General features: G+C 37.9%; 12 protein-coding genes. 6 read left to right on the top strand and 6 right to left on the bottom strand.

Annotation, left to right across the window (positions count from 1 at the left end):
- Window positions 1–551 precede the first annotated feature (551 nt).
- Window positions 552–1,763: a TCR/Tet family MFS transporter gene (locus tag AC1RJ8_RS08515; protein ID WP_492953496.1), complete on the top strand. Its 1,212-nt coding sequence runs from the start codon at window positions 552–554 to the stop codon at window positions 1,761–1,763.
- Between the two features lie 157 nt (window positions 1,764–1,920).
- Here AC1RJ8_RS08515 and AC1RJ8_RS08520 read toward each other — a convergent pair whose 3' ends face one another.
- Window positions 1,921–3,273 carry a PhoH family protein gene (locus AC1RJ8_RS08520; RefSeq protein ID WP_492953495.1) on the bottom strand — a complete coding sequence of 451 codons (1,353 nt, stop codon included), beginning with the start codon at window positions 3,271–3,273 and terminating at the stop codon, window positions 1,921–1,923.
- 796 nt (window positions 3,274–4,069) lie between these two features.
- Here AC1RJ8_RS08520 and AC1RJ8_RS08525 point away from each other — a divergent pair.
- Window positions 4,070–6,187, top strand: a complete 2,118-nt coding sequence (locus AC1RJ8_RS08525) for an FUSC family protein (RefSeq protein WP_493008043.1) — start codon at window positions 4,070–4,072, stop codon at window positions 6,185–6,187.
- Between the two features lie 118 nt (window positions 6,188–6,305).
- Window positions 6,306–6,716: an organic hydroperoxide resistance protein gene (locus AC1RJ8_RS08530; RefSeq protein ID WP_492953493.1), complete on the top strand. Its 411-nt coding sequence runs from the start codon at window positions 6,306–6,308 to the stop codon at window positions 6,714–6,716.
- A gap of 230 nt (window positions 6,717–6,946) precedes the next feature.
- Here AC1RJ8_RS08530 and bioB read toward each other — a convergent pair whose 3' ends face one another.
- The 4 genes from bioB to AC1RJ8_RS08550 all read right to left on the bottom strand — a co-directional run bounded on the left by bioB (window position 6,947) and on the right by AC1RJ8_RS08550 (window position 11,366).
- Window positions 6,947–7,948: a biotin synthase BioB gene (gene bioB, locus AC1RJ8_RS08535; protein WP_492953492.1), complete on the bottom strand. Its 1,002-nt coding sequence runs from the start codon at window positions 7,946–7,948 to the stop codon at window positions 6,947–6,949.
- Window positions 7,949–7,972: 24 nt separating this feature from the next.
- Window positions 7,973–9,322, bottom strand: a complete 1,350-nt coding sequence (gene mgtE / locus AC1RJ8_RS08540) for a magnesium transporter (protein WP_492953491.1) — start codon at window positions 9,320–9,322, stop codon at window positions 7,973–7,975.
- A 307-nt stretch (window positions 9,323–9,629) separates the two neighbouring features.
- The gene (gene corA, locus AC1RJ8_RS08545; RefSeq protein WP_492953490.1) at window positions 9,630–10,751 is read right to left on the bottom strand and encodes a magnesium/cobalt transporter CorA; all 1,122 of its coding nucleotides are present in this window, start codon (window positions 10,749–10,751) and stop codon (window positions 9,630–9,632) included.
- A gap of 3 nt (window positions 10,752–10,754) precedes the next feature.
- Window positions 10,755–11,366 (bottom strand): WbqC family protein, encoded by a 612-nt coding sequence (locus tag AC1RJ8_RS08550; protein WP_492953489.1) that lies wholly within the window; start codon window positions 11,364–11,366, stop codon window positions 10,755–10,757.
- Between the two features lie 39 nt (window positions 11,367–11,405).
- Between AC1RJ8_RS08550 and AC1RJ8_RS08555 the strand changes: the two genes are divergently transcribed.
- Entirely contained in the window at window positions 11,406–12,278 is an 873-nt protein-coding gene (locus tag AC1RJ8_RS08555) for a lysophospholipid acyltransferase family protein (protein ID WP_492953488.1), read from the top strand.
- Window positions 12,279–12,283: 5 nt separating this feature from the next.
- Complete coding sequence (locus AC1RJ8_RS08560) at window positions 12,284–13,297, top strand: glycosyltransferase family 2 protein (protein ID WP_492953487.1); 1,014 nt, start codon at window positions 12,284–12,286, stop codon at window positions 13,295–13,297.
- Between the two features lie 221 nt (window positions 13,298–13,518).
- Here AC1RJ8_RS08560 and aroQ read toward each other — a convergent pair whose 3' ends face one another.
- Window positions 13,519–13,935, bottom strand: coding sequence for a type II 3-dehydroquinate dehydratase (gene aroQ / locus AC1RJ8_RS08565; protein WP_492953486.1), 417 nt, complete (start codon window positions 13,933–13,935; stop codon window positions 13,519–13,521).
- A 49-nt stretch (window positions 13,936–13,984) separates the two neighbouring features.
- On the opposite strand from aroQ, the gene xerD reads away from it, so the two are divergent.
- On the top strand, window positions 13,985–14,884 hold the full coding sequence (xerD, locus tag AC1RJ8_RS08570) for a site-specific tyrosine recombinase XerD (protein ID WP_492953485.1): 900 nt from the start codon (window positions 13,985–13,987) through the stop codon (window positions 14,882–14,884).
- Window positions 14,885–14,972 lie beyond the last annotated feature (88 nt).

Consider the following 14,972-nt stretch of genomic DNA (forward strand, 5'->3'; position numbering starts at 1 on the left):
ATAACCTTGCGAATTTAACAAAATTTAGCCGAATTAAGGCATTGTGGAAAAGTTTTGACCTCGGTTAGAGGTTTTTTATTCCTGACGAAATTTTAATTTACTGAAGGCCAGTTTAAGAGTTTTTGGCTTAAGCTTCGCTGAATTAATAAACTTGCGTTTTTCTGTTATCCGCCAATTTATGGATTTTCTTTTTATGGAAAGTCAGGTTCGGTTTCCATAGTCGACTTTGGTCCGCTTTCCGTTTTATCGTGATGAAGGATCAGGATGTTCACTGCAATCGGGTTTATTTACCATAATAGTAGCCCCGTGGCAGCCACCTAAACCCGACCATAGCGGGATGCCGATTTAAGCAATATTTTTACTGCTTCGTAGTGGTTCCATCGGCAGAAGCAGGGGCGGGATTGCATTTACCTATAAGATGCAGCAACTGCTTTCCAAAACCAAATCGATAACAATTGTAATGGAATGTTTTTAAACCTGGTAGGTTTGTAGAGAACTAAAATTTACAATCTTAACTAATTCTGATACTTTTGCGTTTCAAATTACGCATAATGGCAAACGGAAAGAAATCTGCAATGAGTTTTATTATGGTTACCCTCCTGATCGATTTTACAGGTTTTGGGCTGATCATTCCGGTTTTACCAAAACTTATTCAGGATTTCACTGGTGGCGGCTTCGGTTTAGCGGCAGAATATGGCGGCTGGCTCACACTTGCATACGCATCGGTACAATTTATATTCTCACCCATTATCGGTGCAATGAGCGATCGGTACGGACGAAGGCCTGTATTATTAAGCTCTTTGTTCGGTTTAGGTATCGATTATATCTTTTTAGCCTTCGCCCCTTCTATTGTCTGGTTATTTGTAGGAAGGATTATTGCGGGAATAACAGGTGCAAGTTTTACAACCGCACAAGCATACATTGCTGATGTTTCTCCCCCAGAAAAAAGAGCGCAAAACTTCGGCCTGGTTGGTGCAGCATTTGGTGTTGGATTTATCTTAGGTCCGGTTTTAGGTGGCGTTTTTAGCCATTTTGGTACCCGGGTTCCTTTCATGATTGCTGCAGGTTTATCTTTAATTAACTGGCTTTACGGTTATTTTATACTGCCAGAATCTTTACCAGTTGAAAAACGCCGGGCTTTTGACTGGAAAAGGGCAAATCCAATCGGTTCATTGTTAAGCATTGGCAAATATCCAGCATTATTGGGCTTAATGGCTACCTTATTCCTATTATACTTTGCCAGTCATGCTGTCCAATCCAACTGGACATTCTATACCATGGAGAAATTTAAATGGGATGCTGCCTGGGTAGGCTATTCGTTAGGTTTTGTGGGTTTGGTTGTGGGCCTTGTTCAAGGTGGTTTAATAAGGGTGATCCTTCCCAAAATCGGAGAAAAGAAAGCAGTTTACTTTGGTCTCATTTTATACATCATCGGCTTCGTAGCTTTCGCTTTTGCAAGCAAGGGCTGGATGATGTTTGCCTTTATGCTTCCTTATGGTTTAGCCGGAATCTGCGGACCGGCAATGCAGGGCTTGATTTCAAATCAGGTACCCTCCAATGCACAAGGCGAAATGCAGGGCGTTTTAACCGGTTTACAAAGTTTAGCAGCCATATTTGCCCCTTGGGTAATGACACATATTTTTGCTTATTTTATCGAAGGTAAGGCTCCGGTTTATTTTCCAGGTGCACCGTTTATATTGAGCGCGGTGTTAACTTTAATCGGATTGTTTATCTGTTTAAGGAGTTTGAAGAAATACCATTAGGATACTTTAGACTCGGTCGTCATCTCGACTGAAGCAACGCGGAACGGAGAGATCTGCCCTGTTTGAATGAAGACCCTGAAACAAATCCGATAGCTATCGGATCAGGGTGACGTAACTATTGTAGCCCTTTTCTGCTAGATGAACGGGGAACAAAAACCTAAAGCAACTCATTAGCCAAATTTGCCAACTCGCTCCTCTCGCCTTTATGTAAGGTAATATGGGCATACAGCGGGTGGTTTTTAGCGTTTTCGATTAAATAAGACAGGCCATTACTTTCAGAATCTAAGTATGGCGTATCAATCTGGTAAATATCGCCTGTAAACACTATTTTGGTATGTTCGCCGGCTCTCGAAATTATGGTTTTCACCTCATGTGGCGTTAAATTTTGTGCCTCATCAATAATAAAGAAAATCTTGGTGAGGGTTCGTCCACGGATAAAAGCCAACGGCGCAATGGCAATTTTTTCGGTTACAATCAGTTCATCGATCTTTTCCGACATCTTATCATCGCCAATAAACTGCTCTTTAATAAACCGAAGATTATCCCAAATAGGTGCCATAAAAGGATCAGTTTTCGATTTTGCATCGCCTGGCAAGAAACCGATGTCTTTATTGCTCAGTGAAACGATTGGCCGGGTAACATAAATCTGTCTAAAGTTTTTACGCTGTTCTAATGCGCTTGCCAAAGCCAATAGTGTTTTACCTGTCCCCGCGTTTCCTTGTATGCTCACCAGCTTAATTTCTGGATCTAAAAGCGCGTGGATTGCAAATGCCTGCTCAATATTTTTAGGTTTAATTTTAAATATCGGATCGGTAGATACTGCAGAAATTGTTTTTAAACTATTGTTATAAAATACGTTTGCAGTTTTTCTCTTGTTTTTTAAAATATAAAAGTGATTAGCATTTTTAGGTGGCAGCTCTATTTCACTCGCATCAATAAAAGGTTGTTTTTTTACTTCTTCTATAATTTCCAGAGGAAAATTGCCTATTTCGGTCTTTCCGGCGTAAAGTTCATCTACGTTTTTAATTTTACCGGTTTCGTAATCTTCTGCATTTAAATCCAAGGCTTTTGCTTTTAACCTCAGGCAAATGTCTTTTGATACGAGTACTACTTTTTTATTTGGATATTCTTCTTTTAAACTTAATGCTGCGTTTAAAATCTTATGGTCTGTTTTGCCTTTTCCATATACTTCTTCTGCATTTAGGGTTAAAGGCTTCTCATTTAAAACTACCTTAAATTTCCCTGAATCGGGGCTTTTTAGCGAAATCCAATCGCTGATCAGTTTTTGCTTTGAAGTTTCATCAATAAGGCGGATAAAACTTCTGGCCTCAAAATTCCGGGTATCGTTACCGCTTTTAAAATTATCGAGCTCTTCTAAAACCTGAATGGGAATGGCTACATCGTGCTCATGAAAGTTATTTATCGCATCATGGTCGTATAAAATAACCGAGGTATCTAAAACGAATATCTTTTTTGACGGATTGGAGATTGATTTACCTTTTTTGGCCATTTGGTAAATTTAATATTTTAGGGATAATATGTGGAAGGATTCACTATTCTTTTTTTGATCGAAAGATCAAAATTTTGGGGCAAAATAAAAACGGGGTCCTTCTTCTTTCGATTCAGTTCCCCGTTTTAACTTTAAAAACAACCGTAGTCGCATTTTAAAGCATCTAATTCTTGTTACTTTGATTTTTCCGTTATCGTTAGGTTTTGCAACTTTTGCGATTCGTGAAAATTTATTTCCAACTCGTCCGTCCGTAAACTTCCTAGTTTTCAATAATCTCTGTTTGGGCCTGTGCGATTTTCTTATGATCCAATCTTTCGATGGTTATATATATCCTTACTCGGTTTAACCCTTTCAGAAATTAATCGTTTTCCCTGTAAACACGCCGAAACAATTCCCCTTTCGGTTCTTTATCTCTTTTGGATTGTTTTATCAGAATTCAAAGTACTTCGTATTTGATATGATCTAATTTAGTAGGAAAACACACATTTGTCAAGAGAAAAACGAACGTTTTTATACACAAAGTTATCCACCTAAAATAGCTGGTTATCAACAATTTAATATTATAAAAACAACGTTTTTAAGTGCCTTTTGCGTGTTTACGATAGGTTATTAACATTTCTAATGATACTTACAAACAATTCATAACATTTTATTAATCAAACCATTATCTATTTTCTGCTTAAAAGTTTAAAAAAAGCAAAAAACTTAATTTTAATCGCAACAAAAAACTTCGCTATTATGTTATTTTTGTACCATGCAGATTAGGCAACCCATAAGAAATATACAAGACTTTTTATTGAGTACGTATTTTGCCGATGGTCTCCGCATCACCATTGGTGTACTGCTTCCCTCTTTAATTTTTGCTCAGTTTGGCATGTTAAAGTACGGCATGACTTTATCTTTAGGTGCTTTATGTGTAAGTGTGGTAGATAGTCCGGGTCCAATGGTACACCGAAGAAATGCAATGCTGATTACCACTGCGCTCATCTTTACCTTTTCTATCATAACGGGGCTAACCAACAAAAACCATTATTTTATCGGCTTCTTATTGGCTGTATCGAGTTTTGTATTTTCGATGTTTTACATCTATGGTATCAGAGCGGCGTCGGTTGGTACTGCAGTTTTACTGATTATGGTACTGAGTATTGATGATGTTCGCCCTTGGCAAGAGGTATTGCTGCATGCGGTTATGGTCCTGGCAGGTAGCCTTTGGTACACAGGTTTAAGTTATTTTGTGTACCGCTTACGCCCTTTCCGCCTGGTGCAGCAATCGCTAAGCGATTCTATTCTGGAAGTTGCAGAGTTTCTGCGCGAAAAAGCCAAGTTTTACCATCACAATAATAACTACGAAAAAACCTATTCAGATCTGCTGCAGCTTCAGGTTTCTGTTCACGAAAAACAGGATGCAGTAAGAGAACTGCTATTTAGAACCCGCGAAATTGTAAGAGATTCTACTCCTGAGGGCAGATTTTTGCTATTGGTATTTGTAGACATGGTCGATCTGTTCGAGCAGGTAATGTCTACCTATTATAATTACCAGCAGCTGCATGATCAGTTTGATAAAGCAGGTATTTTATCAGATTATGAAATGGCCATTAAACGGATTTCATATGCCCTCGATGATATTGCTTTTGCTTTAAAAAGTGGTGGAACACCTGTTGTTTCGAAACGTTTATTGATTGAGATTGAAAGGTTAAAGATCAAAATCAACAACCTGGAAAAGAACAATCAAAATCAGGAGTATAATACACTTGGTATTATTGCCTTAAAAAATATTGAAGTAAACATCGAAAATATACTGGCAAGGGTTAAAACCATATTTAGCTATTTTAAAATCAGAAATAGTAAAGATATTAGACAGGCCGAGGTAGATACAGAGAAATTTATCACCAGGCAAAAATTCGATTTTAAACTATTTACAGAGAATTTAACTTATACTTCTTCTACTTTCAGGCATTCGTTACGGGTTACAGTGGTGATGCTTTTGGGTTTTATAGTGGCTCAGATTCTCAATTTCTCGCATAGCTACTGGATTCTCCTCACCATCCTGGTAATTTCGAAACCTGGATTTAGTTTAACCAAAGAGCGTAATTATCAGCGTTTAATCGGTACCACGGCTGGGGCGTTTATTGGTATGGGTGTGATTACTTATATCCACGATCGGAATACTTTATTTGTGATCCTATTAATCTGCATGATTGGCTGTTATAGTTTCCAAAGGAAAAATTATGTAGTGAGTGTACTCTTTATGACGCCCTATATCTTAATCCTATTCGATTTTCTGGGCATGGGATCGATAGCACTCGCACGCGAAAGGATTTATGATACTTTTATAGGCTCTGGTATTGCGCTATTGGCCAGTTATTCTTTATTCCCAACTTGGGAACACGAAAAACTCAAAGAGGCCATGCTCGATATTTTAAAGGCTAATAAGGCTTATTATGGACAGGTGATTAAATTGTATTTTGAGAAAAATTACAACAGAACAGAATATAAATTGGCGCGGAAAGAAGTGTATGTAAGTACAGCAAATTTGGCTTCCCTGTTTCAAAGAATGTTTTCTGAACCAAAAAGCAAACAGTTGTTTATTAAAGAAGTGCATCAGTTTACAGCACTCAGCCATTTATTGTCTTCTTATGTTGCAACACTTTCGCTCTACAATAAGGAACATCAATTCATCTTCGAGAGTTTCGATACCTTAAAACCGATTGCCAACAACACCAATTATTTACTGGATACTTCTATTGAAAATCTGGAGCAAGGAACCAGCACCATTGAGAATGTGCCGTTAATCAGGTTAAATGATAATGGTTTAGCCATAAAAAAAGGGGAAGATTTGGTTCCCGAGCAATTCGACCTTATCCAGAAGGTAGCCTATGATATTTATAAGCTATCAGTAAAAATCAAGATTTAGCGCGAATTTTATTACGCAAGTAATCGTGCTGCATTAGTTCAAGATTTAACCCGTCAATACTTTGCACCAAAAACAAAGGCCACTAAAAATTGTTAAGTATCCATATTAAGAAAACATTATGGAAAAGCTATATACGGCTGAAGTAACAGCTACTGGAGGAAGAGACGGACACATCAAATCAAGTGATGGGATTTTAGATTTAGATTTAAGAAAGCCAAAAGAACTTGGCGGGCAAGGAGGTGCCACAAATCCTGAAGAATTGTTTGCTGCTGCCTGGGGGCCATGTTATTTGGGTGCATTAGGCGGCGTGGCAGAGCGAGAAGGTGTTGATATTAGCGAAGCAAATGTGAAAGTATTGGTTTCGTTTAATAAAGATGGCAATGCATTTGTGCTCTCTGCAGACCTTGATGTACACATCCCAGGGATTTCGCATGAGGAAGCACAAGCTTTAGCGGATAAGGCACATAGGGCTTGTCCATACTCTAAAGCGACAAAAGGAAATATTGAAGTAAGAGTAACTGCTGTTTAAGGCGTTGTTTCTTGTAGGGTCAGAGGTAACATCTGACTCTAAAATATGATTTAACTTAGTGTCAGATAGTAATATCTGACACCACAACTTCGACTAAATGCAAAAAGTCCCGATTTTCTTCGGGACTTTGTTTTATAACACTATATGGTTTGAAATCTATCCATGGTGTCAGTTGGAAACAACCGACACTACGGATAACTGACACCAGAGCTATCAGTTTATATTTTTGATTAAACAGCTTCCTGTTCAATCCTTGTGTTTGCTGGTCGGCCATTTTTAAAGGCGTCGCGGGTTTTCAGTCCCAACAATTCAAACATGGCCATATCGTCAACAAATGCAGGGTTTGGTGTAGTTAATAATTTATCGCCTGCAAAAATAGAACTTGCACCTGCCATAAAGCAAAAAGCCTGTTCTAACGTGCTCATTTCGTTTCTACCAGCTGATAAACGTACCACTGATTTTGGCATTACGATTCGTGCTGTAGCAATCATTCTTACCATATCCCAGATCGGAACACGGGGCTGGTTTTCTAAAGGAGTACCTTTTACGGGTACTAAAGCATTAACAGGAACTGATTCGGGATGTTTTTCCATGTTTGATAAAGTCTGCAACATCGAAACACGGTCTTCTACCGTTTCACCTAAACCGATAATACCACCACTACATACCGTTAATTTAGCTTTACGCACGTTTTTAATGGTATTTAAGCGATCATCGTAAGTTCTGGTCGAAATAATACGTTTGTAATCATCTTCAGAAGTATCGATGTTGTGGTTATATGCATATAAACCAGCATCGGCTAAACGTTGAGCCTGGTTTTCGGTAAGCATGCCTAAAGTACAGCAAACTTCCATATCCATGTCATTCACGGCCTTTACCATTTCAATTACACGGTCAAAATCGCGGTTATCGCGTACTTCGCGCCATGCAGCACCCATACATAAACGTGATGCTCCGCCCTCTTTTGCCTTAACTGCGGCGCTAACCACTTGGCTAACCTGCATCAATGGCTGAACTTCTAATTCGGTATGGTAGCGGGCTGCCTGTGGGCAATATGAACAGTCTTCAGCACAACCTCCAGTTTTGATCGAGATTAATGAACTTACCTGAACTTCATTGTAATCTTTATTTTCTCTGTGGATGCTTGCGGCTTCGTAAACCAAATCTAAAAATGGTCTGTTATAAATTTCGTATATTTCTTCTTTTGTCCAATCGTGTCTTGTCGTTTGCATGGAGATCAGGATTTTTTAATCTATCTATAGTAAAAGTTTGCTGGCCAATCCTAAAATTAATAGGAAACCAAAAACGTCGGTAAAAGTAGTAATAATTATAGATGATGCAATGGCAGGATCGATACCTACGCGTTTTAAAATTAGTGGAATACCAGCGCCTGTTATACCTGCAATTACAAGATTGCCCGTCATAGCCAGGAAGATAACCAATCCAAGCATTGGGTTTCCATCAAAAAAGTAGGCAAAAATAAATACGATTAATCCATTGGATGCCCCATTTATTAAACCTACGGTAAATTCTTTTAAAACGGTACGATAAGCCTGTTTATCAGTCAGGTCATAAAGTGAAATACGCCTAACCGTTACGGCAAGTGCCTGGGTAGCTGCATTTCCACCCATCCCCGCAATAATAGTCATGTAGGCTGCTAAGGAAGGAATTAGCTTAATGGTTGGATCAAAATAACGCACAACAGAAGAAGCTAAAAAAGCAGTTCCGAGGTTGATAATTAACCATGGCAAACGCGATTTTACCGCTTCCACCCAGTTACCGCTCAATTCCTCATCTTCTGATACCCCTGAAATTTTCAAGATATCTTCGGTACTTTCGGCCTCCATTACATCGATTACATCATCGAATGTTACCCTGCCGAGTAATTTCTGGTGATCGTCAATAACAGGAATACTGGTTAAGTTATATTGCGAAATTAGATTGGCTACTTCTTCCTGATCGGTATCAGGGTGTACATAAACGGCATCAATTTTAACCAGTTCGGTTATTTTGGCATTGTGTTTTGCCTTTATAATGTCTTTTAACGAAACAATACCTTTAAAGGTCTCCTCATCATCCACCACATAAATGGTATAGAACTCCTCCATCTCTTCGCTCTGCCGGATGATCTCGTCGATCGCATCTTTTTTGGTAAGGTTGATGTTTACACAGATCAGCTCTGTATTCATCAAACCACCCGCAGTTTTTTCGTCGTAAGTTAAAAGGTTTCGGATTTCTGTAGCATGATCTTCAGTAAGGTCTTCTAAGATCTCCTTTTGTTCGTGATCTTCCAGCTGGGAGATAATGTCGGTCGCATCATCATAATCCAGTTCTTCAACAATCTCCGTACGTTTATCGGGATGGAGCTCAAAAAGTAAATCTTCGGGATGGGATTCTTCATCCATCTCAGAAATAATCTCAGAAGCTATTTCTGCAGGAAGCAGGTTGATAATGTGCCGCTGTTCGGACTTATCCAAACGCTCAAACAAAATCGCAATTTCTGAGGCATGATACTCCTCTAAAACTACTTTTAAAGTTTCATCACCAGCTAAAATTGCATTTTTAACCTTGAGTACGTCGCTTTTATCTATTTCGAATGACTGCATCTATAACCTAACCAAAAATCCCCTAAAGCTACATATATTAAAAATTGATTTTAGAACCTATTCAAATTTATTCTAATCTTTTTATTTATCCTACTGAATAGCAATTATTCATTTAGAGTCAAATAATTTGCCTACTAACATAGTTGTTTTGTGGATTAATTTAGTTTTAAAAATTTCGAGCGCAGGGCAATGCATCCTAGAACCACGAAGTGCTCAGCGAAGCTAAATCTGTCTAGATAGATCTCTCCATTTCGCTTCGCTTCAGTCGAGATGACGATTTGTATATCGAATTTTTTTATGTCAAACACTATTTAAACCAACCTTTACGCCAAAAGTAAATCACTTGCAAAACCGCAATCACAGCCATTACAATCCAGGTGTACAAATAACCATGTTCGGCGTACAATTCGGGCATATTGTCTTTTAATATCTTTCCGGTCGTAGGGTCTTCCCGACTAAAGTTCATTCCGTAAATCCCTGCGATAAAGGTTAATGGAATAAATATGGACGAAATGATGGTCAAAACCTTCATAATTTCGTTCATCCGGTTACTGATGATCGATAAATTCATATCAATATTGGCCGAAGCAATCTCTTTTAATGATTCTATAAAATCAATAATCTGGATACAATGATCGTATGCATCCTTCATGTAGGTTTTGGTAAGATCTGATATTAAGGGGCTATCGGTACGGATAATATCATTCAATTTATCTCTTTCTGGCCAGGCTACTTTTCGGATCATGATTAACGACCTTTTAATCGCTTGTGTATCATACATGATTCTCCGGTCAGGATGATCATATAAACGGTCTTCAATAGTATCCAGCTCTTCCCCCCAAAAGTTTAACAAGGAAAAATAATTATCCACTATCACATCCATAATGGCATACATCAGGTAACTAATACCACCAATACGAATGTTCCCCTTCCCTATTTCTAAACGTTTTCTTACGGGCTCAAAACAATCTGCATAAGTCTCCTGAAAGGTAATCAATGTACGTTCAGACAGGATAAAAGAGACTTGATCATTATTTAAAATATTCTCCTCATTTAAAAACAGATGCCTGCTCACTGCAAAAATGTACTTGTCATTATCATATTCATCCAGCTTGGGCCGCTGGTAAGAACTGGTAATATCTTCTAATACGAGCCTGCTGATACCTAATTTTGAATAAAGTGTTTCGAATATATTAGGATCTGCTAATCCTTTGATATCAAACCAGTAGCAGAAATCTTTATTTTCAATCAGTTTATCAATATTATTAATGTTCTCCAATTCCACTTTTTTATAACTCTTATCGTTATACATATGAAGTACAATAATTGGTTTTAATGCATCTTCATCAATAGTGTATAAACCCGGGCTGGTACCCGGGGCTGGAACTTTATAGTGCTTATGGCGGTTACGCGGCTTGTTTTTTCCCATACTTTATAAATATAGCCGGGCTTGCGGGCCCTGGTTAAACAACAGATCAACAATACTTAAGTTGGGTAAAAATTGATGTCTATCTTCAAAAACCTGATAATATGGCTTATTTTTTACAATATCTTCCTCTTTTTTAGGATTCATAATGGTACGAAAATCAAGTTCAGGAGCGATATAATCAAAATATTCGGTGGTAACTTCGAAGCTTTTATTGAGCTTTAACTTTTTGGAAAGCCATTCTACCAATTCGAGGTTATAATCAAAAAGGAATTCAAATTTTTGATTATAAAACCGCGAAAGTTCATCTTCATAAAACTCAAAATAGGCCGAACTTCTATAACAGCTTTCTAAGCTCAACCAATGTAAACGTTGCCATTTAAAATCGTAGCTAATTCGCACATCCTTCATTTGCGTATGTGTTTTTGAACCTTTAACCACAGGAACGGTAATATCCAGTTTTCCGTTTGGCGAATAAATACTGGCCCTGTTGCGGTAAGTTTGCTTAGCTAAATGTTCATGTTTTTCGATTACAAAATCTACCTCCAGCTTTTGTAATAAACTAAAATAGCCCACTGGTGGAAGATAAAATAATGGAAGTATAGCTGTATTCTGCATTTGAAAATTTATGTTTGTAGTTGAAACGTTTTAAAAATAATGATTAAAAGAGGGATTGCGCACGTTGGCGTATTTTTTTTATACCTGTTATCGCTGCTGCCATTACCCTTGCTCTTTTTTTTTGCAAGATTACTATATTATCTGCTTTATTATGTAATAGGCTATAGAAAAAAAGTTGTCAGACAGAATTTAACCCATTCCTTTCCTGAAAAATCACTCGCCGAAATTAAGGCTATAGAAAAAAAATTCTTTCAATATCTCGCCGAACTCATTTTTGAAATTATTAAAATGACCAGTATTTCAAAAGCTGAAACATTAAAAAGAGTAAAGTTTACAGGATTGGAACAACTAGAAACCCATTTTAAAGCTGGAGAAAGTGTACTGGCTTGCACAGGCCACTACGGGAACTGGGAATTAGGCACTTTAGCTTTAGGACTTAGTATTTCTGCCAAAACCATGGTGATTTTTAAACCCATCAATAACAAAATTTTTGAAACCTGGTTTGATTGTATGCGTACAAAATATGGTAATGTTTTCATTGCCATGCGACAAACGCTGCGTGGTATGGCCACCTATAAAAATGAACCCACACTGCTGTGTTTTGCAAGCGATCAATCTCCAACAAGAGAAGAAACCAAATACTTTGTAGATTTTTTACACCAAAAAACTGCTGCGCTTTTAGGCGTAGAAAAAATTGCAAAATCTACTAAAAGACCCATATACTATTTTAAAGTTAGCGTAGTTAAAAAAGGCTATTACCATGTAGAAGTTTTACCTATGTGCCTCGATCCAGCTAAAATGGATGAGTTTGCGATTACTAATCTGCACTTTAAGTTTTTAGAAAATATTATTAAAGAACAGCCTCAATATTGGCTTTGGAGCCATAAACGCTGGAAATTTAAACCCGAATAAAAAGAATGAACCCATCAGTAGCCGTTGTAATTTTAAACTGGAATGGAAAAGCATATTTACAGCAATTTTTACCCGGAATTTTGCTTTCTGAATATGATAATCTGCAAATTGTTGTGGGCGATAATGCCTCCACCGATGATTCAGTTTTGTTTTTACAAGAAAACTTTCCTACCGTTAAAATTATTCAGAACGACCAGAATTACGGTTTTGCGGGAGGCTATAACAAGGTTTTAGAACGTGTTGAGGCTGATTATTTTATCCTGCTCAATTCGGATGTAGAGGTAACCCATAATTGGATAAAGCCGGTGATTGATTTAATGGAAAGCGATGCGCAGATTGCTGCAGCACAACCTAAAATTAAATGGCAGTTAAACAAGCAACAATTTGAGTATGCGGGTGCTGCTGGGGGGTATCTGGACATTTATTCCTTTCCTTTCTGCCGTGGCAGACTATTTAATGTATATGAGTTTGATAATGAACAGTATAATGATACAACAGAAGTTTTTTGGGCAAGTGGCGCTGCATTTTTTATTAAAAGCAAATGCTGGCAAGAAGCAGGTGGTTTAGATGCCGATCTTTTTGCGCATATGGAAGAGATAGATCTCTGCTGGCGTTTAAAGAACCTAAACTATAAAGTTATGTACTGTCCGGATGCCGAAGTTTACCATGTTGGTGGTGGAACTTTGCAAACTGAAAATCCTTTTAAAACTTATCTCAATTTCAGAAACAACCTCATCATCATGCAGAAAAACCTACCTGCCAGTGATGCCATTTTCCGAATTACAATTAGGATGTTTATAGATTTTATTGCGTGGTGGCACTTTTTATTAACAGGAAAGCCCAAATTTACCATGGCGGTAAGCAAAGGTCATTGGCATTTCCTTAAATCGCTTTCCAAAACAAACAAAAAGCGGAAAGCTGTTCAAAAAGCATATAGCCAACATGCCGGAGTGTACAACAACAGCGTTGTTTGGGCATTTTTTATTAAGAAAATTAAATATTTTTCGGATTTGAAGTAAGAACCTTGCGTCATTTCGACTGAAGCTCACCGATTTTTCATCGGTAGCGGAATGGAGAAATCTTTTTAATTAGTCTTTATAGATTTTGCTTTGCAGCGCCTTCGGGTTCTCGACTGCGTTGCACCCGATAGCTATCGGGTCCGCTCGAAATAACAATCGTGGGATTTTCCGTTTAAGGTGCTGTCAGATGGTGCCATCTGACAGTTGTAATATCGGGTAGATTAAATCAACAAACTTTCAATAGCTAAACGATAACCTTTTATGCCAAAGCCAGTTAAAACACCTTGACAGTTTTTACCGGTTAAAGAAACATGACGATATTCTTCGCGGGCATAAATGTTAGAGATATGCACCTCAACCACAGGGGTTTTAATAGCGGCAATCGCATCAGCAATGGCTACAGAGGTGTGTGTGTAACCGCCAGCATTTAGCACTACCCCATCATAACTAAAACCAACTTCGTGTAGTTTATTAATAATTTCGCCCTCAACATTACTCTGATAATATTCAATTTCGATATTCGGATAAACCGTTTTTAACTCTTTAATATAATCTTCGATACTGGTACTTCCATAAATAGATGGTTCGCGTACACCTAATAAGTTTAAGTTTGGCCCGTTAATAATTTGTATTTTCATAATATAATGTTGTAACGTTGCAATGTTATAAAAAATCTCAAATAAAAGCATGCTTTGGCCATCATATATTAAAGGATTTAAATCGTATTTAAAACTAGAGCGGTCGTTATCTGGTAATTCTGTTGATGCCTATCTGAGCGATATTGATAAATTGATCCAGTATTTTCAATCTTTGAATGAAGCGCCTCAATTAACTGAGATTACCCTCACTGAGCTAAAATCCTTTATTTCATGGCTGCATGAACTGGGTATGCAAGCCAGTACACAGGCCAGGGTAATATCAGGACTAAAAGCTTTCTTCGCCTATTTAATGCTGGAAGATGTGATTTCAAATGATCCTACAGCACTGCTTGAAGCACCAAAACTGAGCAGAAAATTACCAGATACATTAAACATTTACGAGATTAATGCGCTTATTGCGGCCATTGATGCTTCTAAACCTGAGGGTATGCGTAACAAAACCATTATGGAAGTGTTATATGGCTGTGGCTTGCGTGTAACCGAGTTAACTGAGCTGAGAATATCAAATCTATTCCCAAAGATCGAATTTATTAAAGTGATTGGGAAAGGAAATAAGGAACGTTTAGTTCCCATTGGAGGTGTAGCCTTAAAACTGCTCGATATTTACATCAACGAAATACGTGTGCATGCTAATATTAAAAAAGGGCATGAAGATTTCATCTTTTTAAACCGTTTTGGCGCTAAGCTATCGCGTATTTCGATTTTTAACCTGATTAAGAGCCTGGCTATTGCTGCAGGGCTGAAGAAAACAATCAGTCCCCATACCTTCAGGCATTCATTCGCTACCCATTTAATTGAAGGAGGGGCCGATCTACGAGCCGTACAAGAAATGCTGGGCCATTCGAGTATTACCACTACCGAAATTTATACGCATATTGATAGAGATTACTTAAGAGAGGTAATTACGCAGTTTCATCCGAGGGCTTAAGGATTTAAGACAACTAGAAATTAAAGGTATCACGTAGATCCTGAAACAAGTTCAGGAAGACGAACCCCGAGGGATTTTAATACGCTAC

The sequence above is a fragment of the Pedobacter sp. GW822-FHT03F06 genome (genome assembly GCF_058801365.1).

Excerpts from the sequence above, each read along its gene's own strand:
- AC1RJ8_RS08515 (WP_492953496.1), top strand. The coding sequence starts at position 552 with ATGGCAAACGGAAAGAAATCTGCAATGAGTTTTATTATGGTTACCCTC.
- AC1RJ8_RS08520 (WP_492953495.1), bottom strand. The coding sequence starts at position 3,273 with ATGGCCAAAAAAGGTAAATCAATCTCCAATCCGTCAAAAAAGATATTC.
- AC1RJ8_RS08530 (WP_492953493.1), top strand. The coding sequence starts at position 6,306 with ATGGAAAAGCTATATACGGCTGAAGTAACAGCTACTGGAGGAAGAGAC.
- bioB (WP_492953492.1), bottom strand. The coding sequence starts at position 7,948 with ATGCAAACGACAAGACACGATTGGACAAAAGAAGAAATATACGAAATT.
- mgtE (WP_492953491.1), bottom strand. The coding sequence starts at position 9,322 with ATGCAGTCATTCGAAATAGATAAAAGCGACGTACTCAAGGTTAAAAAT.
- corA (WP_492953490.1), bottom strand. The coding sequence starts at position 10,751 with ATGGGAAAAAACAAGCCGCGTAACCGCCATAAGCACTATAAAGTTCCA.
- AC1RJ8_RS08550 (WP_492953489.1), bottom strand. The coding sequence starts at position 11,366 with ATGCAGAATACAGCTATACTTCCATTATTTTATCTTCCACCAGTGGGC.
- AC1RJ8_RS08555 (WP_492953488.1), top strand. The coding sequence starts at position 11,406 with ATGATTAAAAGAGGGATTGCGCACGTTGGCGTATTTTTTTTATACCTG.
- AC1RJ8_RS08560 (WP_492953487.1), top strand. The coding sequence starts at position 12,284 with ATGAACCCATCAGTAGCCGTTGTAATTTTAAACTGGAATGGAAAAGCA.
- aroQ (WP_492953486.1), bottom strand. The coding sequence starts at position 13,935 with ATGAAAATACAAATTATTAACGGGCCAAACTTAAACTTATTAGGTGTA.
- xerD (WP_492953485.1), top strand. The coding sequence starts at position 13,985 with ATGCTTTGGCCATCATATATTAAAGGATTTAAATCGTATTTAAAACTA.